This window comes from Tardiphaga sp. P4_G1 (assembly GCF_056401215.1).
In genome coordinates this window covers 170,133-195,349 of the sequence record NZ_JBFUJU010000010.1, presented here as the reverse complement: position 1 = coordinate 195,349, position 25,217 = coordinate 170,133, and the positions used below count along the sequence as shown (strand labels likewise).

The window sequence follows — 25,217 nt, the reverse complement described above, 5'->3', positions numbered from 1 at the left end:
GCTCGCTTCGCGCTGCCCGGCCATTTCCAAGTGAGGTTTGAAAAACAAACCCGACGGGGACTTAGCGCCCCTTAAAGTTCGGCACCCGGCGTTCGGCAGTCGCCGCAACGCCTTCCTTGAAATCTTCTGTCTTACGCAGGCGCGTCTGTTCGGCGAGTTCGTGCTCCGTCGCCTTGGCGACGCGGTCGGCGAGGCCGTTGCGCATGGTGGCGCGGGTCGAGAGCAGGCCGAGCGGCGAGCAATCGGCGATCTCCTCGGCGAGCTTGATGGCGGCGTTGCAGACCTCGGCCTGCGGCACCAGCACATTGGCGAGGCCCATCTTCAGGGCTTCCTCTCCGCCCACACGGCGGCTGGTGTAGAACATCAACTCCGCATTGTTCTTGCCGACCACTTCGGTGAGCGCGACCGTCAGGCCGAAGCCGGGATGGAAGCCGAGCTTGGTGAAGTTGGCGGCGAAGCGGGTTTCCGGGCAAGCTACGCGGAAATCGGCGGACACCGCGAGGCCGAGGCCACCGCCGATGGCTGCGCCCTGGACGGCCGCAACGATTGGCTTCTTGGCGCGGAAGATACGCACGGCTTCCATATAGAGATGGCCGATGGAACCGAGATTGTCAGCGGGGTCGCCGCTTTTGGCGGCCGCTTCGGTTTCCTTGCGGTTGGGATCGCTGAAATCGGCGCCGGCGCAGAACGCCTTGCCTTGCGCGCACAGAACCGTCGCCCGGATTTCGGGATTGGCATCGATCTCGTCCAGCGCGTTGGCGATCTGCTGGATCAGCAGGATGTCGAAGAAGTTCAGAGGCGGCTTGCGAATCTCGATAATCGCAATGTTGCCGCGGGTCTCGACGGCGATGTCTTTGTAGGTGGTCATTTGTTTCCTCGTCATTCCGGGGCGCGCCCGGCGCTTGCCGGGTGTGAACCCGGAATCTGGATGTGTTCAATCATGTCGAGGCTCCGGGTTCACACGCGCAAAGATGCGCGTGCGCCCCGGAACGACGAGTTATTTCAGCGCAGACCAAGTCCGCGCGCGATGATGCCGCGCAGGACTTCGGTGGTGCCGCCCTGAATGGTGAGTTTCGGTGCCGTCTTGATGGCGAAGCCGAGCATTTCGTCCAGCGTGGCGTGGTTCGAGGCGTTGTCGTCGACGAAGGCTGCGAGTTCGCGCACGCGATGCGGCAGCTGCTGCTCCCAGATCGTACCGATATCCTTGACGATGGACGCTTCCACCACCGGCTCCTTGCCGGCCTGCAGCATGCCAGCCACCGACACCGACATGCGGCGCATCGTGTGCAGCTGTGCGACGAGGCGGCCGATGCCTTCGGCGCTGCGAGTGTCCGGCTTCGGCCCGACGGCGCGAACCAGCTCGGTCAGCACGTAATAGGTTTCAAGGAAACGTTCGGGGCCGGAGCGCTCATAAGCGAGCTCGCTGGTGGCTTGTTTCCAGGCGCTGTCGATCTCGCCGAGCATGTGGTCGTCCGGCACGAAGTGATCGGTGAACACGACTTCGTTGAATTCGTACTGGCCGGTGATCTGCGCGATCGGGTTCACCGTAATGCCCGGTTTCTTCATATTGACCAGAAACTGCGTCAATCCGTGGCGGCGATTTTCCTTGGTCGGGGCCGATGTGCGGAAGATCGCGATCATGTAGTCGGCCATATGGGCTGAGGTCGTCCAGATCTTGCTGCCATTGATGAGCCAGCCGCCGTCGGTCTTGGTGGCCTTGGTCTTGGCAGCGAACAGATCGGAGCCCGAATTCGGCTCGCTCATGCCGATAGAGAAACAGACCTCGCCGCGGCAGATGCGCGGCAGGATGTCCATCTTGATATGCTCGGGCGCGTATTTCAGCAGCACCGGGCCGCTCTGGCGGTCGGCGACGAAAAAGCGGCGCACCGGCGCATTGGCCACGCGCATCTCTTCGGTAACGACGTAGCGTTCAAGGAACGAGCGCTCGTGGCCGCCATATTTCTTGGGCCAGGTCATGCCGAGCCAGCCGCGCTCGCCGACGCGCTTGCTGAATTCAGGATTGTCCGAGTCCTCGCGCTGGGGCTTGTGCGGATCGAAAGTGCCGGCGGCGATTTCCTCGGTGAGGAAAGCGCGCACTTCCTTGCGCAGCTGCTCGCATTCGGGCGGCAAGCGGATCGGATCGAAACGAAGGGCAGCAGTCATGTGAAAGATCTCGTTTCTTGTGTTCGATCAGCGCGAAGCGACCAGAGGCCACAGCTCGTCGGCACCGCGCACAGCGACCAGTTTGCCGAGTTCGACTGCCCAGTAGCTTTCGCTGCCGAAATCATCGCGCCATGCCAATGCGCGCAGCGTGTAGCGATGCAGGATGTGTTCCTGCGTGAAGCCGATGGCACCAAGAACCTGATGCGCAATGGCGGCGCCCTTTTCGGCGGCCTCGGAGCAACGGATCTTTGCAGCGGTGGCCTCGAGGAAGAGCGCGTCATCGAGCGGTGCGCCGCTGGAGAAGGCGTCAGCCGCGGAGCTGGCAGCGGCGAGGGCTGCTGAGGTTTCGCCTGCTAGCTTCGCCAGATTGTGCTGCACTGCCTGGAATTTCGAGATCTTCTTCTCGAACGCCACGCGCTCGCCGGAATAGTTCACGCCGATGCCAAGCATGGTTTCCAGTGCACCGGCAATCTGCTGGCTGCGCACGAGTGCGCCCATCAGCAACAGCGCGTTCTGATCGAAGCCCGATGGTGCAGATTGAATAGTGACCGGCTTCACAGTGTCGAAATGCACCGTGTCGGACGGATCATCGGCCAGACCGAGCCCACCCTCAATCCGGCAGGCGCTGGCGTCCACCAGGGCAATAGAGGTGCCGCCAATGCCGGAGGCGACGACGGCGATGTATTTCGCATCCTTCGCGAACGGCACGCCACGTGCGCGGCCGGTGATTGTACCATCCGCGTTGAGCGTGAGGCGATCGCGCGGGCTTGCCGGCGCGACGGTCATCATTCCTGCCGGCGATTTGATCTGGGCCTGGGTGAGCAGCCAGCCTGCCAGCATGGTCTCGGCGAGCGGCACCGCAACGCCGGCGCGGCCGGCGACGCTGAGGACGCTGAAACCTTCGGCCATGCTGGTGCCGGAGCCGTCGCACTCTTCAGGCACCCATGAGAGCGGCAGGCCAGCATCGGTCAGTGCCTGCCAGAGCGGCGCTTTCCAGCTGCCGTTCTTGTCGTGATTGATGGTCTGTGCGTCAGCGAGATCGGCGAAAATACGTTCCGCGGTTTCCGCAACGATATTGTCTGCGTCCGTCAAGGCGTTCCCCGTGTGCTAGCGCATCTCATTCGGCAGGGAATGCCGGGCATGGGCGCTGCCACTTTTCTTGCATTCATGATGCGGAAAAGGCGGAAGGAAGACAAGCGGGCTGGCTGCAGAGGGGCCTGCGGTGGCGGCATGATGTGTCGGTGCAGCGCAATTTAATTCCGCAAAGCGAACTTGTGCCGCGTTGTATACCAGCGCGACCGCATTATGGTAGATCGCATCAGCGTCAGAACAAGCAGAGGAAATGCAGATGGCAAGTGACGGTTTGTGCGTCGTGATTACAGGGTCGGCATCGGGGCTTGGTGCTGCGACCGCCGCCATTCTCGCCAAGGACGGCGCCCGTATTGTCATCAACTATTCGTCGAGTCAGAAGGAAGCCGAAGCCACCGCCGAGCTGTGCCGAGATGCTGGTGCAACCGAAGTCATCGTGGCTCAAGGCGATGTATCGAAGGACGACGATTGCAAGAACATCGTCGCGGCTGCCCAGCACTGGGGGCGGATCGATGCGCTGATCAACAATGCCGGCATGACCAAGCATGTGCCGCATCACGATCTCGATGGCCTGTCCGCGGAAGATTTCCAGCGCATCTACGCGGTCAACACGATCGGACCCTATCAGATGGTACGTGCGGCGCGTGCCTTGCTCGAAGCCGGCGCCAAGGCGTCAGGTCGTGCTTCGGCCGTCGTCAATGTCTCGTCGATGGCCGGTATCACAGGCGGCGGTTCGTCAGTCGCCTATGCCGCCAGCAAGGGCGCGCTGAATTCGATGACGCTGTCGCTCGGCCGAGCATTGGCTCCGCTGATCCGCGTCAATACGGTCTGCCCTGGCTATATTGATACGCCATGGTTCACCAAGGGACGCGGTGCGGACGGCGCTGCCAAAGTTCGCGATGCCGTAATCGCGCGAGTTCCGCTGAAGGTGGCCTCGACCGCGGAGGACGTCGCCGCCCTGATCTGCTTCCTCGCCACGTCGCCATCGAGCAATATGACGGGCGAATTGGTGCGGATGGATGCCGGCATGCATCTGCTGGCCTGATCGGAAACCTGCGTCAAACAGCAAAAAGCCTCGGGTAATGCCCGAGGCTTTTTCATTCTCGGTTGCTGGCAGATCAGCGATTGCCCGGATCGGAAATCATCCGGCGGGCAACCAGCCTGTTCCAGATGAACAGCACCACCAGCGCGCCGATCGTGGCGGTTATGAAGCCGGCACCCTGGTTCGGGCCGTAATGGCCGATCTGCTGGCCGATGAACGTCGCCAGGAATGCGCCGGCAATACCCAGGATAGTGGTCAGAATGAAGCCGCTGGGATTGTTTGGCCCCGGTGACAGAAGGCGGGCGATAATGCCAGCGACAAAGCCCACAACGAGAATCCAGATCATAGCAATATCCCCTCTTTCAAGTGCGCTTTAAACCCAGCTGGACTTAACTTCGTCTTCCGTGGGTAGCCGGCCATGCGGTGTGAACTGATTAACGGCATCGGGCAGTTCGTTGCTCAGCTCCGCGAGAAGCTGCTCGCGGGACATGCCGGTGCGCGACGTCAGTTGCGCGATCTGATCCGCGCCAAGTGCTGCGCCGAGATCGTTAGGCGAAATCTGCTTGTTCGGGCCGGAACTGACCCAGGAATCCGCGGCGTCGCCATGGCCGTTCTGCTGGAACTGCTTGAGCAGGTCGCCGAGGCCACCGCTGAGCACGCTGCCTGCGGCACCGCCCGCCAACAGACCGCCGAGCGGGCCCTTCAGAAGGTCGCCGAGGCCGCCACCGCCTGCTGCAGTGCCAGAATTTCCGCCAAGGAGGCCGCCAAGCATACCACCGAGGCCGCTATCTTGCGCGCTGGCCTGCGTCGTATTCGGCGGCGGGATTTCTTGCGCGTGCCCCTGTGCCGCCGGTTGGCTACCAGTGAAGTGCTTGTAGCCTTTGTAGGCGAGCAGCGCGAGGATCGCCATCGTCATCGGCGACATGCCGCCGCTCTTGTCGTCGGGATCGCTGGGGCCACGCGGCCCGTTGGCCATGCCATTCAGAATGTCGAGCAAACCCATGATCATCTCCTGTTCTGCCAGCCCGGCGAAAGCATAGCTGCGCGGTATGACGCCTACAAGGCGCGTCGGTTCCGCCGATAGGCAGCGCTGCGGCATTTTGCTAGTAACGGATGCTGGATGAACGGGAGATGACGTGATCGAAACGCGGCCCATTTGTATCGCCGGTGCCGGCAGTATCGGCTGTTTCGTGGGTGGCATCCTGGCGGCAGCCGGCCGCGACGTCGCCATACTGGCGCGGCGGCGCCTCGTGGACAGCATCGAGGGGCACGGTCTGAGGCTGACGAGCTTCGAGGGACTTGATCAACGTCTCGCCCCCGGCCAGCTGCGGCTGTCGGATGACCCCGCCATCATGAGCGAGGCGAAGATCATTCTGGTCGCGGTCAAGAGCGGCGATACGGCGGAGATGGCGGGGCTGATCGCGGATCATGCAGCGCAAGACGCGATCGTCGTCAGCCTGCAGAACGGCGTCGGCAATGTTGCGGTCCTCCGCGCAGCTCTGCCCGGGCGCCGCATCCTCGGCGGAATGGTGCCATTTAATGTCATCGCAAAGGACGATGGTCATGTTCACCGCGCGACGTCCGGAAACATCGTCGTCGAACGCGATGGGGCCGATACCGCTTCGAAGCTATCCGTGCCGCATCTTGCCGTCCTTGCGAGCGACGATATCGTCGGTGTCCAGTGGGGTAAGCTGCTGGTCAATTTGAACAACGCGCTCAATGCGCTGTCGGATATACCGCTGCGGTCGCAGCTTGCACAGCGCGCGTGGCGCTCGTTATTCGCCGATCAAATGGCGGAAGGCCTGGCCGTTCTGAAAGTCGCCGGTATCAAGCCCATCTCGGCGACGCCGATCCCTGCGCGACTAACGCCGCATTTGCTGCGGCTACCTGACGGCCTGTTCAATATGCTGCTCGGGCGGACGATGAAGATCGACGCAACTGCGCGCTCGTCCATGTGGGAGGATCTGCAGCGCGATCGACGCACCGAGATTGACTATTTGCAGGGTGTCGTCGTTGAGCTGGCGGCGAAATATCAGATCACGGCTCCGCTATCGCTGCGCGTGATGACACTGATCAAGCACGCAGAGACGTCAGGCAGGGGATCGCCCGCACTCACGCCAGATCAGATTCGCAGTTAGCGTGAAATTGATTGAGTTGAAGGGAGTGTTGGACCGGCTTCGGCGCTATCATTACGAGAATGTTACTATTCATTTCGGCTACTATCGGCGGACTCAACTATCCGAATGCTCCAATTGCGTCTGCCGGTCAATGCGATGGTACCATTATCCGTTGCATTCGCATCAAGCCGATGATTATCCGTTAAATATCAATTGCGGATACGCGTCGGTGAATTCTCAGTAAATGAGATGTAAAGAGTCTTTTAGCCCGTTATTCGCAGACGAGTAGCAGTTCGCGTCATGAAGAAGGCTCGCAGGAGTACGGCTGGTTCAATACTAGACATCATGATGTGACATCAGGGGCTATGTCATTCGCGACATCTTTAGTATAGAAGGCCGCGTGATTTGACGGTGGTTCGCGCTTCGCGCGCCGGGCTGGGCGTTTGATCCTTTCATATCATCGGCAAAGCGTGTGCCGGTCGAATTATTCAACTAACAATCGGAGCTACAATGGCCAAGAAAGCGAAAAAGAAACTCGTCCGTCGCGAGTACACCAAGGAAGACGTGAAGATCCTGAAGGCGCATTCGAAGGCCCAGACCCCGCTAGAGAAGATTTCCAAGGAGATGAAGCGCACCGGTGGTTCGCTGCGTCAGAAAGCCATCAAGCTCGGCATTCCGCTCGGTCATCGCCGCCGCAAGGCGAAGAAGGTTGCCACGAAGGCCGCCAAGGTGAGCAAGACCGCAAAGGCCAAGAAGGCCAAGAAGTAAGTTTTCGTTCTGAACGAAGCCGGCCTGAAGCGCGTTAGCACTTCAGGCCGTTTTCTTGGATGGAGCGATCGATGCGAACCCTGCTTTTGAAAGTCTTGGAGCGGAAATCCTTCGCCGCTATCGCTGTGGCCATGGCTATATTAAGTATCGGTGCCATCGCACCTGCATTTGCGGTCCCTCCAATGGTCACCCCGTCGCCGGGGTATGATGCCCGGCTCGCCGAGCAACGAAGCGCGGCTGAAGTGCAGGCGCCTGCCCATGCCCGCAAGCCGCTGCCGCGACCTCCTGCGCAACGTCGTCGGTATAGTCATTGAAGCTGACCCGTGAAGTGATTGTCATGAATTACAGCCCCATAAGGTTGTTTGTGCTGTGTGGGGTGTTGGTCGCGGCAACCATGGTCGAGGCCAGAGCGGCTGATTATGCGAGCCAGATCAGTGCCTTTCGCCGGGCGCACAAGCTCTCCTCTGTCACGCTGGACAGTAAACTGAATGCGGTCGCGCTTGCTCAGGCGCAGGCGATGTCATCCAGCGGCAAGGTCAGCCACGAGGTCGGCAGTGTTTTCTCCGCACGTGTGGGGAAGCTCCGCAAATCCAAAGCAGCTGAAAATATCGCGGCGGGCTTCCTGACATTTCCCGAAACGTTGAAGCAATGGGAAGAGAGCCCAGGTCATCGCGAGAACCTGCTCATGTCCGGCGCACGCAAGGTCGGCGTCGCTTACGTCGCCAATCCCAAGTCGCCCTACCGGATGTTCTGGGCTATGGTCATCACGGATTGATACTTGGCGGGTTGCTATGGCTCAAGTGCGCTTGGTCTTGGCCGGCGCGGGCGTGCCGAACAGCGCGTCCTTGATGTCTTTCAGCCCCGATGACAATTTGGACCACCCACAGGTAAGCGGCTCGATCGCGCAGTCCGGCTCCTTGGCGCGCACTTTGGGCCGAGGCCTAGGTAGCACGACAGGCTTCACGTCGCTTGGAGTTTCCGCGCTCTGCCGAAAGTCCGTTTCGAGCGCAGCCTGGGTTTGCGCCTCGCGCTGCTTTTCAGCGAAGGCCGCGACGATGACGCTGCGACGCTGATTGTCCAGATAGATTTTGTACTGCTCGTCGATCGCCTTCTGTTCGGCCGTGGTTGGGTTTGGGCCAGCGATATCGAAGCTGCGGTTCTGCATGAAGTCGTGATACGTATAGCCGCCACCGCGCTTGCGCCGTCCCGCGAACTTGCTTTCGCAATCCGACAGCGCCACAGCTTTGGCGTCTTTCGAGGCCGTCGATTTTTCGATGCGCTCGGCGCAATCTTCATAATCCGCAGGCGCGGCAGTCCACCATTGCGCACGAGCAGGCGAAGACATCAACGCGAGACCGGAGAGTGATGCGGTCGTCAGTAGCGCAAATATGAGTGACTTGTATGCAGACAAATGAGCCACGTAGGTTCCGATGTAGATAACAAACCCAATTCTCGCCATTTGTGGGCCATTTTTCAACCTCGGATGTGTTACTTCTCCCCGCTTTTGGAACAAGTGCAACATGACTGCATCAGTGCTGTCATGTGGTAGGCAGACCGGGGTTATTTCGCGATACAACGCTGATGTGGAAGTGTTTTCAGGCAGAGATCTGTTGCTGCTCTCATATCACTAAAATTAATGACCTCAGAATTTTGAGTCATTCTTGACAGTAGTTTGGATCGCGCTGCTACTCGACGCGCAATCACCTACACGGGACCACACGTAGTTCGTGAAGCGATGGGCTTGCGTCCGATGGAGCGGTGTCGTCGTTTCGTGCGCCTGGAACTCTATCCGATAACAGACACGAAAAAGGGCGGTCCTTGGGGCCGCCCTTTTTCTGATGTCAGTTGTATTACTGGCAGATGTGTCGTCGGCCGTCCTCGCCGCGGAACCAAGTTCCCGGCTGACACACGAAGCCCATGCGCTGTGCGTAGGAATCGCGCGGGACGCCATTGTAGCCATCATAGGAATTGTAGCTGTTCCGGAACGGCGCAGTTGCGATGGCCCCGGCGGTGCCCACAGCCGCCCCCGCGACACCGACCGCGCCGCCAACCACGCCTGCCGCAACGTCACCCGGCCAGAAGCCCGAATCACGATAGCCGCTATCGACTGTACTGGCGCGATACTCCTGCGTGGCCTGCGCCCGGCGATTCATCGGGTCCTTTGCCATCACTGGCGTAGCGATCAAGCCAGAGACCACGGCAGCAGCAGCAAGAAGTTTCATCTTTGTCATGCGGGATTCTCCATCGTTATTATGACAACCAGCCAACGATGGGCGGTCCGAGACGTTCCGATAGATGTCCCGATCTTTTAAGGGCATCTGTCGCCGGTTCCGGCCCCGTCCTATTTGAACTGCCAACGGGTAGCGATGATCGAACGGCTCTGGTATGGAACTGTCCATGCCCGGTGTTCCTGACCGGGATCGCGGTCCCGTAGCTCAGCCGGATAGAGCGACGGTTTCCTAAACCGTAGGTCGCATGTTCGAGTCATGCCGGGATCGCCAGCTTTCCTTCTGTTTAATCCAAAACAGGCCATTTTCGCGACGACTTCGGACCTCCTGGTGTCAGGCGACGGCGATCTCGCGCTTCTGGAGCATGGCGCGAATCTCTCGTGACGGCTTGGCGGCACTGAAAAGAAAACCCTGCATCTGGGTACAACCGAGCATACGCAGTGCGTCGAGTTGATCGGCTGTCTCAACACCCTCCGCCGTGGTGATCATGTTGCGGGCGGCAGCGATGGTTACAACCGCCTGTACGATCGATGATGATCCGCCGGGCGCCACGATGTCCCGGATGAAACTGCGGTCGATCTTGACCTTGTCGAACGGGAATCGCTGCAGATAGCTGAGCGACGAATAGCCGGTCCCGAAATCGTCCAGCGCAATCCCGACACCAATGCCGCGGAGCTGATGGAGGATCGCGAGCGCCATCTCGTCATCGCGGATCAGCACTGTTTCGGTGACCTCAAGTTCGAGTCGGTGAGCTGGCAAGTTGGCTGCCACGAGGGCTCGAGTGACATTCAAGGCCAGGGTTTGCGTCGTGAATTGAATCGGCGATACATTGACAGCGAGCTTGATCGGCGCCGGCCAGGAGGCGGCCTCAGCGCATGCCGTTCGCAATACCCAATTGCCGAGTTCGGTAATCAGGCCGGTTTCTTCGGCGATCGGAATGAACTCTGCCGGTGAAACCATGCCGCGAACCGGATGCCGCCAGCGGAGCAACGCTTCGCAACCAGTAATCTCGTTGCTGGCGATATCGACGACGGGTTGATAGTGAACCTCAAGTCCGTCTTCCGCGAGCGCCTTCCGCAGATCCTGCTCCAGCGCGCGCCGCGCCCTTGCGCCTTCATCCATGGCAGGCTCGAAGAAGCGAAAGGTGCGCCGTCCAGCGGCCTTGGCGCTATACATTGCAAGGTCGGCATGTCTCAGCAATTCGTCGAGATCCGAGCCGTCATCGGGGGCTACAGCGATTCCGATGCTGGCATCGGTCGTGATCTGGTGACCAAGGCATTCATAGGGCTGCCGGATGGCGTCATAGAGCGGCACCACCAGATGGGTGACATCGCTGCGGCGGGCAATTCCCGTATGCACGATGGCGAATTCGTCGCCGCCAAGTCGCGCGACAAAGCCCGCATTACCGACACAGCTGCGCAGCCGCGTGGCCACGATTTTCAGCAGTTCGTCGCCGATCGCATGACCGAGCGTGTCATTGACGCTCTTGAACTCATCGATATCGATATAAAGAATCGCAAATCGCGCGCCGTCATGCAGCGTTGCGATTTCCGCTTCGAGGCGCTCGCGGAACATCACCCGATTGGGGAGATCTGTCAGAGCGTCGTAATGCGCAAGATGGGCGATGCGCTCTTCCGAACGTTTGCGATCGGTGATGTCCTCGAGCGTCGAGGCCCAGCCACCGTCCCCCGATCTCTGAACGAGGATCTGGATCGAGCGACCGTCAGGCGTAGTCAGCAGCGTCTCGTGGACGGGGCCTTCAGCGACGCTTCGCAAGAACGACGTGCAGTACTCGTCGACATCGCCGATGAAGGTTCCGTTGTCCTTGCGATGCTGGATGAGGTCGCGGAAATAGCAGCCTGGCTTCACGATCTTGTCGGATAGTCCGAACATGTCGATGAAGCGCTGATTGCAGACGACCAGCCGGCCATAGGCATCGAACAACAGCAGGCCCTGCGTCATATTGTTGATTGCAGTATCGAGATGTGTCGATTTTTGCGCCAGCATCCGTTCGGCCGAGCGGTGCTGGCGGTTCAGCTGCCGGACGATCAGGAACAGCGTCGCCAGGATCACCAATGCGGCAAGTGTCGCACCGATGATTTGATATTTGGTCTGCTCGCGCCAGTCATGCAGGGCCGCGGGCATGCTGGTGGTCGCGACGATCATCACGGGAGCCGCCGCGAGGCGCCTTGCGGAGCCCAATTCGTCTTCCCCGTCGATGGGGCTGATATAGTGCCCCGTCGAGGTTCCGCCCGTCGACCAGAGGTCCTTGAAAACTGAGCTGTTGCTGAGGTTCTGGCCGATAACGGTCTCGTTCTGTGGATAGCGAGCAAGCACGGTGCCGTTGCGGTGGATCATCAAGATCTTGGCGTCTTTTTCGAGCGCGAGGGATGCGAAGAAGCTCTCGAAGTGAACCGGCTCGACGCCGCGGCTGATGATGCCCATGAATTCGCCATGGCGTCCGATCAGCTTGCGCGAAAACACGGCGGTCCATGCACCAGTCACCCTGCTGATGACGGGTTCGGCCAATACGACCGTGGGCCCGTTGTCGGCCTGCAGCGTCTGGAAATGCTGACGATCGGCAATGTCGATGGCAGGCACCGGCCAGGTTTCCGACGAGTTGAGCAGCTTGCCTTCGGAATCGAACAGGTTGATGCCGCCGACATAGGGCAGGCTGCTGAGCTTGGTGCGTAGCATGCGGTGGACGTCGATCCCCGACATCAGATGCTGATAGGCGGCGCTGTTCTGGATGTTGGCCGACTTCATATAGGTGATGACGTCGTTCTGAATGCCCTGCAGGTCTCCGAACTGCTGGTCGAAGTGTCGTGCGACCAGCAGAACCGTGTTGTCCAGTTCGCGCTTCTTGCTCTCGATGGCGCGGTCTCTGAAATGGACGGTGATGTAGGCCGTGCCGATGGCGATGGCGGTAATCAGCAGGCAGCCGCACAGGATGAGGCCCTGGATCGGCCCGCCTTGAAATCGGAAACGGCGCAGCGCGGCGAAGCCAGCAAGGCCGCCAGCGCCATCAGACCGTTCCCCCGACTTTGCGTCGTTTTGCCCCATGCGTAGTTTTGTACCGGGGGGACCGCCAACGCGCCGTTACGAACTTCGGTGAATGATAGGTTAAGACGCTGCGCCATGCCGACGATGTCGATACGCCGCCGGTGGCCTATCCCGCCGCCGAACCATTGACGATATCGGCCTGCTCGCCGCGCTCGATCAGCGATTTGACCAGCGAGGATTTCACGCCGGAGACGTGTTCGCGCATCAGTACCTCCGCGCGCCAGGGCTCGCGGGCCATAATGGCGTCGTAGATCCGGTGGTGATCATCATGACGCCGGCGCACGTCGCGATGCTCGAAGGCGACGATGTTGCGGCTCGATGACATCGGCACGTGGTGGCAGATCCGGATCATCTCCGCCAGCATGCGGTTACGGGCGGCGCCCAGCAGGGTGTCGTGGAAGTCGCCATTGATGCCGCGATAGATGGTGAGATCGCCTTCCGCAAACTCACCGCGCGCCAGCAGTTTATCGCCGGCGACAAGGCTTTCCTCGATGATGGCGCGCTCCTCGGCGCTCAGTCCACGTTCGGCGGCGAAGCGTGCGGCCACGCCTTCCAGCGATGCGCGAATTTCATAAGCATCGACGATGGCCGAGAGCGGGAATTCACGCACGGTGAAGCCGCGATTGGGGGCGTAGTCAAGCAGCCCTTCGCCGGCCAGTGCCTGCAAGGCGGCGCGGACGGGGGTTCGCGAGACCTCCAGCGTCTTGCTGAAGCGAACCTCGTTGATCCGCTCACCCGCACTGACCGTGCCATCCAGAATGGCGTCGCGGATCTGATCCGTCACCGACAGCGACCGGTTAGCGGCGCGGCCGCCAGCTTCAGGCGGCGGCAAGGGGGATGAGTCGGGCATCAGTGGTGCTCCGCAGCAAAGTGAATACAATTAAATCCGAGTGTGATCCGTCTTTACTACTCAGCATACAGGAAAGCGCAATTTTACTGCATAAATATCGCGCATAAAGGGGAGGCAATTCGCGGAAATGATGAGCATCGGAAAAAGTGTATGTAATTCCGATTGACTCATGACCCGAACCCGCAATGATGCGGTCACGTTCACAAGAAGCAGGCGGTACGCGTCTCATGGCGGCAGGGAAGTCGATCGGCGAAAACGCCATCGAGGAGATCACGGCGGATCGCACCCCGCACTATGAGCCGTTTGGCTGGCATCACTGGCCGGAGCATCCCTGGCTTGCCTATCAATTCCGCCGCGGTCTCGGTGAGACCCAGGAGGGCGGCGGCAGCGTGTCCGAGGTGATGCTGGCCGGTTCGCGGATGATCCCGGGCGACGTCGAAAGCTGGCATAAAGAGTGGATGGTGATCGCGGATGCCAACTGGCAGCGCGGCCTTTCCGAAGAGAAGCTCGGCCACATCCGCACGGCGATGAACTGTTTCCTGCGGGCTGCCGATTATTACCGCCAAGCCGAATTCCATCTCGAACCGACCGACCCGCGCCGGCTGCCGACTTTCGAAAAGATGGAGGCCTGCTCGCACAAATTCATCTCCTATCTCAATCCGCCCGGCGAGGTGGTCGAGATCCCTTATGAGCCAGGCAAGCCGATCTGCGGTTATTTCGTCCGTGCGCCATTTCCGGGCGACAAGCTCCCGGTGCTGATCTGCATGGGCGGTCTCGACTCCATCAAGGACGAGATGTGGTTCATGCAGGCCCATGGTTGCCTGCAGCGCGGCATCTCGGTGCTGATGGTCGATCTGCCCGGGCAGGGCGGTACCTTGCGCCGCCACGGACTTGCAACCCGCGCCGATACGGAAGTGCCGGTCGGCAAATGTATCGACTGGCTCGAAAAGCGCGCCGATGTCGATAGCTCGCGCATCGCGGTCTGCGGCTCCAGTATGGGCGGTTACTACGCCGCGCGCGCCGGCTGTTACGAGCATCGCCTCGCGGCGGTGATCTCGCACGGGGCTGTCTGGTCGGTGCATGACATGTGGGGCCAGAAGGGCGACGACTTCGGTCTGGCGATGCATATCCGCTGGGTATTTGGCGCCAAGACCATGAAGGAGGCTCATGAGCTGATGAAGCCCTTTACGCTGAAGGGCCATCTCGAGCACATGAAGTGTCCGTATCTCGTGCTGCATGGCGGCCACGACGTGCTCACGGTCACCGCGGCGCGCTCGACCTATGACCACGCCATTGCCAATGGTGTCGATGCGACATTGCGCGTGCTTGAGCCGGATGAGACTGGCGCCGAACATTGCCAGCACGACAATCCCACCATTGGCCAGGAAGTGCTGGCCGACTGGCTCGCCGACAGATTCAAGATCGATCAGCGCACTCTGCTGAAAACTTCGTTCAACCCGCTGGTGTGATCATGAATTTTGGTGTCGATCAGATCAAGGCTGCCGTTGTCGCGATCGACCTGCATCGCGGCCATCTGGACATGTCGGTGGCGACCATGCCGACCACGCCGGATGTCGCGAAGACGGTGATCGCTGCTAATAAGCGGCTGTTCGACTGGTGCCGTAGTGTCGGCATTCCCGTGATCCACCAGGTCACGTCCTATCGCGACGAGGCCGAGATCCGCGCCAATCCGTTCTGGCGGACCCGCGCCGAGGATCCAAAAGCAACGCGCAAGAATGTGATGCGGCACAATATCATGGGCGGCCCCGGCTGCACCGTGATGCCGGAGCTGCTGGACCCCAGCGACTTCATCGTCAACACCAAGAAGCGCTATGACTGCTTCTTGGGCACCGATCTCGATTTCGTGTTGCGTTCGCACGGCATCAACACGCTGCTCGTCACCGGCGTAAACACCAATTCCTGTGTGCTGGCGACGACGACGGCTGCCAATGTGCGGGACTACTCGGTGATCGTCGTCGAGGATTGCGTCGACAGCATGGACGGGCCGGAGTTGCATGCCGCCGGCCTCGCCTGCATCCGCACCGCCTTCGGTTTCGTGATGGATACCGATGCCGTGATGCAGCTCGATGGCCTCAAGGGTGCAGGACGCGCCGCATGATCCCATACAATTTCCCACTTTCGAAGGGCATCCAGCCATGACCGGTCCCATGCAGCCGCGCGAGCGTTGCGACTATTCCGCCATCGTCGATCGTCCCAAGCTGAAGCTGCCGGGCAATGCCCGCATGATCATCTGGACCATCGTCAATCTCGAGGTCTGGGATATTGCCAAGCCGATGGCGCGTCAGGTGCTGCCGGCGCCGACCGGCATTCCGCTGTTGCCAGATGTCGCCAATTGGGGCTGGCACGAATACGGCATGCGTGTCGGTGTCTGGCGTTTCTTCGATCTCTACAAGAAGCTCGGCATCAAGCCCACGCTGTCGATCAATGCGCGCGTCTGCGAGGACTATCCACGCGTCGCCCAGGAGGCGAAGGACGCCGGCTGGGAGTTCATGGGCCATGCCTATGAGCAGGGGCCCATCCACAAGGAGGCCGACCAGAAGGCGATGATCAACCGCTCGATGGATGTGATCGAGAACTTCACCGGCAAGCGCCCGGTGGGCTGGCTCGGGCCGGGTCTTACGCAGACGCTGGAGACTCCGGAATTCCTCGCCGAAGCCGGCGTGAAATATATCGGTGACTGGGTCTATGACGACGAACCGACCGTGATCCGTACCGAGAAGGGGCCGCTCACAACGCTGCCTTACACGGTGGAGATGAACGACATCCCGATGATGATGGTGCAACATCATGAGAGCACGCAGCTCCTGAACCGTGCCAAGGATCAGTTCGATCGCCTCTATGCTGAAAGCGCCGAGCGGCCGAAGATCATGTCGATTGCGATCCACCCTTATATTTCGGGTCAGCCGTTCCGCATCAAATATCTCGAAGCGATCTATGACTACGTGAACCAGTTCGAAGGCGTGGTGCATTGGAATGGCGCCCAGATCCTCGATTGGCACAATACCCAGGTGGTGAAGTGAGTGTGACGTCCCAGCAGATGCTGCCAGCAATTCCCGTCACCGGCGTGCCGGTCGTGGGGGGCGGTTTTTTCCCTGTACGCCGCGTCTATTGCGTGGGGCGCAACTATCTCGACCACATCCGCGAGATGAAGGAAGCCGACGAGCGCGATCCGCCGTTCTTCTTCCAGAAGCCGCGCGACAGCGTGGTGCCGGACGGCGCGCGCGTGCCTTATCCGGCTTTCACCGAGGACTTCCAGTTCGAGGTTGAGCTGGTGCTGGCGATCGGACGCGGCGGCCGCGATATCGCGGTGGAGGATGCGCTCGATTATATCTGGGGTTATGCCGTCGGCATCGATCTCACCCGTCGCGACCGCCAGCGCGATGCCCGCGATATGCGACTGCCTTGGGAAATGGGCAAAAGCTTCGACGCGTCCGCGCCTTGTGGCGAAATTGCGCCGGCACGCGATGCCCGGCATTTCAACAATTGCGCGATCACGCTGTCGGTGAACGGCGTCGAGAAGCAGCGCGGCGATATCGGCCAGATGATCTGGAGCGTGCCGGAGATCGTGGCGCAGCTGTCGAAGCAGATGAAGCTCGAGCCGGGCGATCTCATCTATACGGGCACGCCTGCCGGCGTGGGTCCCGTCGTTCCGGGCGACGTTATCGACGCGCGGATCGAAGGCCTGCCGTCGCTCGGCATTACCATCGTTGAGCCGGAGACCTGATCATGTTGCCGACCGAACGCATTTCCTACTCGCCGATTGACGCTCGTCCACCGCTGAAGCTGCCGAATGACAAGCGCATGGCAGTGTGGATCATCGTCAATGTCGAGGAATGGGACGCCAAGCAGCCGATGCCGCGTACGGTGCTGACACCGCCGGCCGGCGGTTCGCCATCGCCGGATGTTCCCAACTGGGCCTGGCACGAATACGGCAATCGTGTCGGCTTCTGGCGCATGCTGAAAGTGTTCGACGACTACAAGCTCCCCGCCGCGCTGGCGATCAATGGTTCGGCGATTGCCGCTTACCCGCCCATCGTCGAGGCAGCCAAGGCGCGTAACTGGGAATTCATGGGTCATGGTTTCACCCAGCGCAATATGCAGAAGGTGGAGAACGAACGCGAGGATATCCGCAAGACTGCCGACGTGATCGAGAAGGCCACTGGCAAGCGGCCGCGCGGTTGGCTCGGGCCGGGTCTGACCGAGACCTGGGAAACGCCGGACCTGCTGAAACAGGAAGGCTATGACTACGTCGCCGACTGGGTACTCGACGATCAGCCCGTATGGCTCAAGACCACGACGACACCGATCGTCAACGTGCCCTATACGCAGGAATGCAATGACGTCGCGATGATGCTGATCCAGCATCACAAGGCGTCGGAATATTACGACCGGGCCATCGACCAGTTCGAGCAGATTTACGAGGATTCCGAGAATTCGACCCGGGTCATGGCATTGGTTGTGCATCCCTACATCATGGGCGCGCCGCATCGCCTGAAGCACTTCCGCCGGATCTTCGAGACCATCCAGAAGAAATCCGACGTGGCTTTCATGACCGGCGAACAGATTCTCGATTGGTATCTTTCGGTCGGACCGAAAGCGCCAGAAGCATAGATCAGGCAAGCAGCAGGGCATGAGTCTCTTTCAACTCCTCAACGGCCTGACTTTCGCCGCGTTGCTGTTCGTCGTGGCAAGCGGCTTCACGCTGATCTTCGGCCTGCTGCGCATCGTCAATCTCGCGCATGGCGCGCTGTATCTGTTCGGCGGCTATATCGGCTATAGCGTTGCGGTGAAGACCGGCAGCTTTGTGCTCGGCGGTATCGGCGCCATGGCTGCGATTGCGGCCATCGGCTTCGTGCTCGATCAGGGATTGCTCCGTTTCGTGCGCGGCAATGAGCTGCGGCAGGTGCTGCTGACGCTCGGCGTTGCCTTTTTCCTCAACGATCTCGCGCTGGTGATCTGGGGCGGCGACAGTTTCACGGTGCCGATTCCGGAGATGTTGCGCGGCGGCACGCGGGTGTTCGGCACCTTCTATCCGATCTACCGGTTGTTTGTGCTGGGGATGGGCATCTTCGTCTTCATCGGCCTGTGGGTGCTGCTCAATCATACAAGGCTCGGCGCGCTGATCCGCGCCGGCGTGGACGATGCCGAGATGGTCGAAGCGTCCGGCGTGAATATCCGCCGTGTCTTCCTCTTCACCTTCCTGTTCGGTTCGGCGCTGGCCGGCCTTGGCGGCCTGATGGGAGGTGCGTTCCTGTCGCTCTATCCCTCAGCGGACGCGGAAATCCTCACCTTTAGTCTCGCCGTCGTCATCATTGGCGGGCGTGGCAGCCTCGTCGGCGTCGGTGTCGGTAGCCTGCTGGTCGGGCTTCTGAATACGCTCGGCCAGGTGATGTTCCCCGAACTCGCTTATTTCGTGATCTTCGGCCCGATGGCGGTGTTGCTCGCATTCCGCCCGCTCGGCCTGTTCGGACGTGCCACATGATGCAGCCCGTATCCAAAACATCAGTTCTCGCCGGCATGACTAGCCGTGCGCTCGTCATCGCCGGGCTGGTGGTGATCGTCGCGGCCTGTCTGCCGATGGTGCTGTCGAGCTATCAGGTCGGCCTCGCCACCGAAGTGTTGATCTTCGGAGTCCTTGCCATGTCGATCGACATTCTCGCCGGTTTTGCCGGCCGGACTTCCCTCGGGCATGGTGCCATCTTCGGTGTCTCGACCTATGTCGTCGTCTACGCGACCGGCCAGGCCGGTCTGTCGCCCTGGGCGGGCTTCGCGCTTGGTGTGCTGGCGGCCACCGCGGTGGCCTCGGTATTTGCGCTGCTCGCAGTCCGCACCTCCGGCGTCTACTTCCTGCTGCTGACGCTGGCGCTCGGCATGATCGTGTGGGGCGTCTGCTTGCGCTGGACGCAGGTCACCGGGGGCGAGAACGGCATGCGCGCCGATGTGCGGCCGGCAGCCCTGATGAGCCACAGCGCGTTCTATTGGGCGGTGCTGGCCGGCGCCGTCATTGTATCTTTTGCCATGTGGCGGTTCGTGCGATCTCCGTTCGGCCTGACGCTGCGCGGCATCCGAGACAGTGAAAGCCGCATGCGCAGCCTCGGCTACAATGTGCCACTGCATCTGTTCATCGGTTTCACGGTGTCCGGCATCTTCGCCGGTATCGCCGGGGGCCTCTACGCGATGTTCAACAATTTCGTCAGCCCTTCGACGGTCGCGCTCGCGCAATCGGTGGAAGGCGTGTTGATGATGATCGCCGGCGGTGTCGGCACGTTGTTCGGCGCCTTTGTCGGGGCAGCGGCGATCATCGTGCTGGAGAACATCGTCAGCTCCTACACCGAGCGCTGGCTGATGGTTCTCGGCATCACATTCGTTCTCATCATGATCTTCGCCCCCGAGGGCATCATAGGCAAGCTGCGCGCGATCACCTCGCGCAAGGTGCGATAAGTCGGTTTTACGTTTCAATCGGGTTGCTCACGAAAGGACTTCGAGATGGATCGCAGGCAATTTCTCAAGAACACTACGGCGGCCGTCGCTGCCGCGGGCGTCGGCGTCGCTCCGTGGCGCTCCGCACAGGCCCAGGCTGGCCCGATCAAGATCGGTCTGCTGGCGCCGCTGACCGGCGTTGTCGCTTCGGGCGGCAAGGAAATGGTCGAGGGTGTGCAGTTCTATCTCGATCAGGTGAAGAACGAGATGGGCGGCCGCAAGGTCGAGCTGGTGATCGAGGACGATGCGTCGAATCCCGACACCGCTTTGCAGAAAGCGCGCCGTCTGGTCGAGCAGGGCAATTGCCACATGCTGATCGGCAACCTGCTCGCCAATACCGGCCTTGCTGTCGCCAACTACGTCAAGGGCACCGGAACGCCCTACTTCATTCCGATTATCGCGGCTGACGATCTCACCCAGCGCGCCCGCATCAAGAACGTAATCCGCGTCGCCGGCTATTCTGCCAGCGCCTTCACCCATCCGTTCGGTGATTGGGCCCTGAAGCAGGGCTACAAGAAGATCGCCACCATCAGCCAGGATTACACCTTCGGCCACGAACAGTGCGGCGGTCTCGCCCAGGTGTTCACCGAAGGGGGCGGGCAGATCGTGCAGCAGTTCTGGCATCCGCTGAACACTGCCGACTTCAGCCCCTATCTCGGCCAGCTTGCCGATCTCAAGGTCGACGCGATCTTCGCGATGGAGACCGGCGCGGACTCGACTCGTCTGATCCAGCAATATGCGTCGTTCGGCCTGAAGGAAAAGACGCCGCTGTTGATGGCGATGAACGGCACCGACCAGTCGGTGATCCGCACCATGGGCCCCGAATGCGAAGGCATCATCGCAGCGGCACATTTCGCTGAAGGTTCGGACGTCCCGACCACGGCGAAGTTCGAGAAGGATTATGAGACGAAGTACGGCAAGATCCCGTCGCTCTACGGTTTCTCGATGTATTCCGGCATGATGTGGATCGATGCCGCGCTGAAGAAGATGGGCGGCAAGGTCGAGGACCGCGAAACCTTTATCGATACGGTACTGAAGACCGAGCTCGACAATTCGCCGCTCGGCAAGACCGTGAAGTTCGACGACTACGGCAACCCGATCTACGACGTCTATATCCGAAAGGTCGTGAAGCGCGCCGACGGCAAATACTGGAACGTGCCGATCGAGACCTATCCCAATGTCTCGCAGTTCTGGAAATACGATCCGGCGACCTACCTGAAGCAGCCGCCCTATTCGCGGACCTTCCAGGGCATCAAGAAGACCTGATTCAATATTGCTGACATCGAGGCGCGGCCGTGTCGCCGCGTCTCGTTCATTGGGAATTATTCGTGTCCGAACCGATCCTGACGCTGACAGATGTGGTAGTGGCCTTCGATGCCTTGCGGGCGGTCGATGGCGTCAGCCTGATTGTGCCACGGGGCCAGCGCCGCGCCATCATCGGCCCCAATGGGGCCGGCAAGACCACATTGTTCAATGCCATCGCCGGCGCGCATCCGCCGACATCCGGCAAGATCACATTCAATGGACATGACGTGTCCAGACTGCCGCCACACCGGCGTGCCCAGCTCGGCATCTCGCGCACCTTCCAGATCACCAATCTGTTCCCCACGCTGAGCGTGCAAGACAACATGATGCTGGCGCTGCGCGGATTGAAGCCAAAGAAGTTTTCGCTGTTCGGCTCGCCCGATCCGGACGATAGCGAGGCTACACGTATCGCGGCCGCGCTGAATGCCGCACGGATCGCCGAACGCGCCGACATCATCGTCAAGGAAATGTCCTATGGCGAGCAGCGTCAGCTCGAAATCGCGATTGCGCTGGTGACGACGCCGACCATGTTGCTACTGGATGAGCCCGCGGCCGGCCTGTCGCCGTCGGAGCGCTCGATGATTGCGGAGGTGATCCGTTCGCTCGATCCGGCGATCACCGTGATCCTGATCGAACACGACATGGATCTGGCACTCGGTCTGGTCGACTACGTCACCTGCATGTTCGAAGGCCGCGTGCTGGTGGAGGAGCCGCCGGAAGGCATCCGCCGCAACAAGCAGGTTCAGGAAGTCTATCTCGGGAAGCCGCGTCATGCTTGAGGTCAAGGATCTGCACAGCGGTTACGGCGACGCGGTCGTGGTGCGCGGTGCGTCGCTTGAGGTGCGCCCTGGCGAGATCGTGGCGCTGCTCGGCCGCAATGGCATGGGCAAGACCACCTTCATTCGCTCGATCATGGGCCTGACGCCGCCGCAGGTGCGCTCGGGCACGATCACCTGGCGCGACGAGAGCCTTGTTGGTCTGCGCCCTCATGATATAGCCAATCGCAAGATCGCCATTGTGCCGCAGGGCCGCCGGCTGTTTCCGTCGCTGACGGTCACCGAGCATCTGACCATGCTGAAGAGTGCGCGCGCCAAGGACGGCTGGACGCTCGATCGCGTATTCGGCATTTTTCCGCGGCTTGCTGAACGCCGCTATCACCGCGGCGGCCAGTTGTCTGGCGGTGAGCGCGGCATGCTGGCTGTGGGCCGTGCGCTGATGATCGACCCCGAACTGATTCTAATGGACGAGCCGTCCGAAGGCCTCGCGCCGGTGATGGTGCAGCACCTCGAAAGCATCATTCTCGATCTTAAAAAGGAAGGGCTGTCGATCCTGCTGGTCGAGCAGAATCTCTACAGCGCGCTGGCCGTCGCCGATCGCGTCTACATTATGGAAACCGGGCAGATCGTGCATCACGGCACGTCGCAGGAAATGAACCAGCAGACTGATGTGCTGTTCCAGCGCCTCGGCGTGCATTGAGGTGATCATGAGCGAAGACCTGTTGCGTCAAGTCGCCGCCGAATTGAACAAGGCGCCTGGCGCCGCTGAACGCACACCGCGCATGACGGAGCTGGTCGTGGAAAACAACACGTGCGTCGCGACTGCGGCTATTCAAGACATGGCGTTCGATTCGACGCCCTACGCCTATCAGACGTGGCTCGCTGGCATGGACAAGCGCTGATGCAGAGCGCAATCGCAGCCCTTGATCTCTGCGCTCTCGCGGATGCTGTCGCTAAAGGCGAAGTCACGTCCGTGAAGGCGACAACGGTGGCGCTGGAACGGCTCGATCTGATCGGCCGCAAACTGAATGCCGTGGTGCGGCTTGACGACGAACGGGCGCTGGATGCGGCCGAAGCCGCCGACAAGTTGCGCGCATCGGGGGCGGCATTACCGATGCTGCATGGCGTGCCTCTTGCACATAAAGACCTCTTCTATCGTGTCGGTGATCTGTCCGGTGGCGGCTCGAAAATCCGGGCTGACTTTCGCGCTGACGTGACAGCCACGGTGATTGCCCGGCTCGACGCCGCCGGCGCGGTCGATCTCGGCCGGCTGCAGCTGGCCGAATTCGCGATGAGTCCGACGGGTTATAACGAATCGCTGGGGCATGCGCGCAACCCGTGGAATCCGGCGCATGTGCCGGGCGGCTCGTCCTCTGGTTCCGGCGTCGCCGTCGCCGCGCGCCTCGTGACCGGCTCGCTCGGGACGGATACCGGCGGTTCACTACGTCATCCCGGCGCGATGTGCGGCCTGATCGGGCTGAAGCCGACCTGGGGACTGGTTCCGACCGATGGTGTGATGCCGCTATCTGCCTCACTGGATTGCACGGGACCTCTGGCTCGTACCGCACGGGATGCCGCGCGACTGCTGTCGGTGATCGCGGATCGCGACTATGAAGCGACGCTCGACAGGGGTGTGACCGGGATGCGCATCGCAATTCCCGGTGGGTACTACCGCGAACTCCTGCATCCGGATGTGGCGACTGCGCTCGACGAAGCCGTGAAGACGTTGCGGTTGCTCGGCGTCACCGTCGTCGAGACCTCACCGCCGGATATGGCCTTGATCAACGCGCTGTTGCAGATCGTCATGAGCGTCGAGGCCGCGACGATCCATCGCCGCTGGCTAATCGACCGCCCGCAGGATTATGCCGATCAGGTGCGCTCGCGCATCGAGCCTGGCCTGCTCTATCCGGCGACCCGTTATGTGGAAGCGCTGTCGCTGCGTACGCAGATCACCCAGCAATGGATCGCGTCCTGCATCGGATCCGCCGATCTCGCGCTGCTGCCGGCGATCTCGATTCCGGTACCGACCATCGCGGCGACCACCGAAGGCAATCCCGCCGACGTCGCTGCTGTGATCGGCCAGCTCACACATTGCACCCGCGGCATCAATTATCTCGGTCTCCCCGGAGCGTCAGTGCCGTGCGGCTTCGATGCGGCAGGTCTGCCGATCGCGTTCCAGCTGGTCGGCCGCCCCTATGCCGAGGCCGATATCCTGCGCGCCGCTCACGCCTATCAGGGCGCGACCGACTGGCATCAGCGTGTCCCCGCCAGTGCCGAACTGAACTAAGAAGAAGAGATTTCGAATGCCCATCATTGACATGCACACCCATGCACTCAGCAAGCGCGTCGAACCGTTGGTGGCCGGACATTACGACCCGATGGACAATCCCTATCGGCGCGACATGTCGCCGGCGAGCCGCGAAACTGATGCAGAGCAAGGCAAGCTGCTGCCGGGCCTGATGCTCGACATCGCCAAGCGCCGCGAAATGATGGCGAAGATGGGCGTCGACTTTCAGATGATCGCGCCGGCACCGGCGCAACAGAACTACTGGGCCGACGAAGATTTACAATGTGCGTTGTCGCGCGTGCAGAACGAAGACATTGCCGCGCTCGTGGCGCAGGATCCTGCACATTTCGCGGGGATGGGTACGCTGCCGATGCGGTTTCCCGGGCGTGCGGTGGAGGAGGCGGTTCATGCAGTCGAGCAGCTCGGCCTGCGCGGCTTCCAGATCGATACCCGCGTCGAAAACCTCGAACTGTCCCATGCCGTCTTCGATCCACTCTATGCGCGGCTTGCCAAACTGCGCATGCCGTTGTTCGTGCATCCCCTGGGTTTCTCCCATGGCCAGCGGCTCGGCGATTTCTTCATGGTCAACAGCGTCGGCCAGCCCATCGAGGAGACCATTGCGATCGCCCACTTCATCATGGGCGGCATTTTAGACCGGCATCCGGATCTCGACGTGGTTATCGCCCATGGCGGTGGTTTCTACCCATTCTACGCAGCCCGACTGGATCACGCCTGGAAGGTGCGTCCGGAAGTACGCCGGCTCACGGCAGATGCGCCGTCGACCTATCTCAAGCGGCTCTGGTTTGACACCTGCGTGTTCTCTGCGGAGCTGATCGACAATCTCGTCAAGACGGTGGGTGTGGATCGCGTCATGATGGGCTCGGACTACCCGTTTGACATGGGGGACCCCGACCCGGTGGGGCTGGTCAACAAGGCCAAGCTATCGGACACTGATCGTCAGAAAGTTCTGTTCGGCAATGCGAGCCGGCTGTTCAAGATCGGATAAGCTCCTGCCTCGTTGCGGCAAG

26 protein-coding genes and 1 tRNA gene are annotated in these 25,217 nt (G+C 60.9%); 18 read left to right on the top strand and 9 right to left on the bottom strand.

Annotation, left to right across the window (positions count from 1 at the left end):
• Positions 1-61: 61 nt before the first annotated feature.
• The 3 genes from AC1DUY_RS23590 to AC1DUY_RS23580 form a co-directional block, all read right to left on the bottom strand.
• Positions 62-868 (bottom strand): enoyl-CoA hydratase/isomerase family protein, encoded by an 807-nt coding sequence (locus AC1DUY_RS23590; RefSeq protein WP_478117512.1) that lies wholly within the window; start codon positions 866-868, stop codon positions 62-64.
• 134 nt (positions 869-1,002) lie between these two features.
• Positions 1,003-2,163: an acyl-CoA dehydrogenase family protein gene (locus AC1DUY_RS23585; RefSeq protein ID WP_478117510.1), complete on the bottom strand. Its 1,161-nt coding sequence runs from the start codon at positions 2,161-2,163 to the stop codon at positions 1,003-1,005.
• Between the two features lie 27 nt (positions 2,164-2,190).
• Positions 2,191-3,255 carry an acyl-CoA dehydrogenase family protein gene (locus tag AC1DUY_RS23580; protein WP_478117508.1) on the bottom strand — a complete coding sequence of 355 codons (1,065 nt, stop codon included), beginning with the start codon at positions 3,253-3,255 and terminating at the stop codon, positions 2,191-2,193.
• 256 nt (positions 3,256-3,511) lie between these two features.
• Here AC1DUY_RS23580 and AC1DUY_RS23575 point away from each other — a divergent pair, with 256 nt between their 5' ends.
• Positions 3,512-4,297 (top strand): SDR family NAD(P)-dependent oxidoreductase, encoded by a 786-nt coding sequence (locus AC1DUY_RS23575; protein ID WP_439059991.1) that lies wholly within the window; start codon positions 3,512-3,514, stop codon positions 4,295-4,297.
• Between the two features lie 73 nt (positions 4,298-4,370).
• Here AC1DUY_RS23575 and AC1DUY_RS23570 read toward each other — a convergent pair whose 3' ends face one another.
• Both AC1DUY_RS23570 and AC1DUY_RS23565 read right to left on the bottom strand, forming a co-directional pair.
• Complete coding sequence (locus AC1DUY_RS23570) at positions 4,371-4,640, bottom strand: GlsB/YeaQ/YmgE family stress response membrane protein (RefSeq protein ID WP_089267746.1); 270 nt, start codon at positions 4,638-4,640, stop codon at positions 4,371-4,373.
• A 27-nt stretch (positions 4,641-4,667) separates the two neighbouring features.
• Entirely contained in the window at positions 4,668-5,297 is a 630-nt protein-coding gene (locus AC1DUY_RS23565; protein ID WP_478117505.1) for a YidB family protein, read from the bottom strand.
• 133 nt (positions 5,298-5,430) lie between these two features.
• Between AC1DUY_RS23565 and AC1DUY_RS23560 the strand changes: the two genes are divergently transcribed.
• The 3 genes from AC1DUY_RS23560 (at position 5,431) to AC1DUY_RS23550 (ending at position 7,954) form a co-directional block, all read left to right on the top strand.
• Entirely contained in the window at positions 5,431-6,432 is a 1,002-nt protein-coding gene (locus AC1DUY_RS23560; RefSeq protein WP_478117503.1) for a 2-dehydropantoate 2-reductase, read from the top strand.
• Between the two features lie 489 nt (positions 6,433-6,921).
• A complete protein-coding gene (locus tag AC1DUY_RS23555; RefSeq protein WP_244628328.1) occupies positions 6,922-7,179 on the top strand; it encodes a hypothetical protein in 258 nt (85 codons plus the stop codon).
• Between the two features lie 310 nt (positions 7,180-7,489).
• A complete protein-coding gene (locus tag AC1DUY_RS23550) occupies positions 7,490-7,954 on the top strand; it encodes a CAP domain-containing protein (RefSeq protein WP_478117501.1) in 465 nt (154 codons plus the stop codon).
• A 21-nt stretch (positions 7,955-7,975) separates the two neighbouring features.
• On the opposite strand, the gene AC1DUY_RS23545 is transcribed toward AC1DUY_RS23550, so the two are convergent.
• Complete coding sequence (locus AC1DUY_RS23545) at positions 7,976-8,701, bottom strand: hypothetical protein (RefSeq protein WP_478117499.1); 726 nt, start codon at positions 8,699-8,701, stop codon at positions 7,976-7,978.
• 328 nt (positions 8,702-9,029) lie between these two features.
• A complete protein-coding gene (locus AC1DUY_RS23540) occupies positions 9,030-9,410 on the bottom strand; it encodes a hypothetical protein (RefSeq protein WP_231078924.1) in 381 nt (126 codons plus the stop codon).
• A 193-nt stretch (positions 9,411-9,603) separates the two neighbouring features.
• On the opposite strand from AC1DUY_RS23540, the gene AC1DUY_RS23535 reads away from it, so the two are divergent.
• Positions 9,604-9,680: transfer RNA gene (locus AC1DUY_RS23535), tRNA-Arg, on the top strand.
• A 60-nt stretch (positions 9,681-9,740) separates the two neighbouring features.
• On the opposite strand, the gene AC1DUY_RS23530 is transcribed toward AC1DUY_RS23535, so the two are convergent.
• Together AC1DUY_RS23530 and AC1DUY_RS23525 are read right to left on the bottom strand one after the other, a co-directional pair.
• The gene (locus tag AC1DUY_RS23530; RefSeq protein ID WP_478117497.1) at positions 9,741-12,470 is read right to left on the bottom strand and encodes a bifunctional diguanylate cyclase/phosphodiesterase; all 2,730 of its coding nucleotides are present in this window, start codon (positions 12,468-12,470) and stop codon (positions 9,741-9,743) included.
• 106 nt (positions 12,471-12,576) lie between these two features.
• On the bottom strand, positions 12,577-13,320 hold the full coding sequence (locus AC1DUY_RS23525; RefSeq protein WP_478117495.1) for a GntR family transcriptional regulator: 744 nt from the start codon (positions 13,318-13,320) through the stop codon (positions 12,577-12,579).
• 227 nt (positions 13,321-13,547) lie between these two features.
• On the opposite strand from AC1DUY_RS23525, the gene AC1DUY_RS23520 reads away from it, so the two are divergent.
• The 13 genes from AC1DUY_RS23520 (at position 13,548) to AC1DUY_RS23460 (ending at position 25,195) form a co-directional block, all read left to right on the top strand.
• A complete protein-coding gene (locus AC1DUY_RS23520) occupies positions 13,548-14,789 on the top strand; it encodes an alpha/beta hydrolase family protein (protein ID WP_478117493.1) in 1,242 nt (413 codons plus the stop codon).
• Between the two features lie 2 nt (positions 14,790-14,791).
• The gene (locus AC1DUY_RS23515; RefSeq protein WP_089267740.1) at positions 14,792-15,439 is read left to right on the top strand and encodes a cysteine hydrolase family protein; all 648 of its coding nucleotides are present in this window, start codon (positions 14,792-14,794) and stop codon (positions 15,437-15,439) included.
• Positions 15,440-15,476: 37 nt separating this feature from the next.
• Positions 15,477-16,361 carry a polysaccharide deacetylase family protein gene (locus tag AC1DUY_RS23510; RefSeq protein WP_478117491.1) on the top strand — a complete coding sequence of 295 codons (885 nt, stop codon included), beginning with the start codon at positions 15,477-15,479 and terminating at the stop codon, positions 16,359-16,361.
• Positions 16,358-17,065: a fumarylacetoacetate hydrolase family protein gene (locus tag AC1DUY_RS23505; protein ID WP_338117588.1), complete on the top strand. Its 708-nt coding sequence runs from the start codon at positions 16,358-16,360 to the stop codon at positions 17,063-17,065. Before AC1DUY_RS23510 ends, AC1DUY_RS23505 begins: the two co-directional genes overlap by 4 nt.
• A gap of 2 nt (positions 17,066-17,067) precedes the next feature.
• Positions 17,068-17,952, top strand: a complete 885-nt coding sequence (locus tag AC1DUY_RS23500; protein WP_478117489.1) for a polysaccharide deacetylase family protein — start codon at positions 17,068-17,070, stop codon at positions 17,950-17,952.
• A gap of 19 nt (positions 17,953-17,971) precedes the next feature.
• Positions 17,972-18,823: a branched-chain amino acid ABC transporter permease gene (locus AC1DUY_RS23495; protein ID WP_068729440.1), complete on the top strand. Its 852-nt coding sequence runs from the start codon at positions 17,972-17,974 to the stop codon at positions 18,821-18,823.
• On the top strand, positions 18,820-19,782 hold the full coding sequence (locus AC1DUY_RS23490; protein ID WP_439065189.1) for a branched-chain amino acid ABC transporter permease: 963 nt from the start codon (positions 18,820-18,822) through the stop codon (positions 19,780-19,782). The genes AC1DUY_RS23495 and AC1DUY_RS23490 overlap by 4 nt, the downstream gene beginning before the upstream one ends.
• Before the next feature lie 45 nt (positions 19,783-19,827).
• Positions 19,828-21,087: an ABC transporter substrate-binding protein gene (locus tag AC1DUY_RS23485; RefSeq protein WP_478117486.1), complete on the top strand. Its 1,260-nt coding sequence runs from the start codon at positions 19,828-19,830 to the stop codon at positions 21,085-21,087.
• 62 nt (positions 21,088-21,149) lie between these two features.
• The gene (locus tag AC1DUY_RS23480) at positions 21,150-21,905 is read left to right on the top strand and encodes an ABC transporter ATP-binding protein (RefSeq protein ID WP_170849606.1); all 756 of its coding nucleotides are present in this window, start codon (positions 21,150-21,152) and stop codon (positions 21,903-21,905) included.
• The gene (locus AC1DUY_RS23475; RefSeq protein ID WP_478117484.1) at positions 21,898-22,602 is read left to right on the top strand and encodes an ABC transporter ATP-binding protein; all 705 of its coding nucleotides are present in this window, start codon (positions 21,898-21,900) and stop codon (positions 22,600-22,602) included. Before AC1DUY_RS23480 ends, AC1DUY_RS23475 begins: the two co-directional genes overlap by 8 nt.
• A gap of 7 nt (positions 22,603-22,609) precedes the next feature.
• Positions 22,610-22,804 carry a hypothetical protein gene (locus AC1DUY_RS23470; protein WP_478117482.1) on the top strand — a complete coding sequence of 65 codons (195 nt, stop codon included), beginning with the start codon at positions 22,610-22,612 and terminating at the stop codon, positions 22,802-22,804.
• Positions 22,804-24,189: an amidase gene (locus AC1DUY_RS23465; protein WP_478117480.1), complete on the top strand. Its 1,386-nt coding sequence runs from the start codon at positions 22,804-22,806 to the stop codon at positions 24,187-24,189. Before AC1DUY_RS23470 ends, AC1DUY_RS23465 begins: the two co-directional genes overlap by 1 nt.
• 16 nt (positions 24,190-24,205) lie before the next feature.
• On the top strand, positions 24,206-25,195 hold the full coding sequence (locus AC1DUY_RS23460) for an amidohydrolase family protein (RefSeq protein ID WP_478117478.1): 990 nt from the start codon (positions 24,206-24,208) through the stop codon (positions 25,193-25,195).
• Positions 25,196-25,217: the final 22 nt, after the last annotated feature.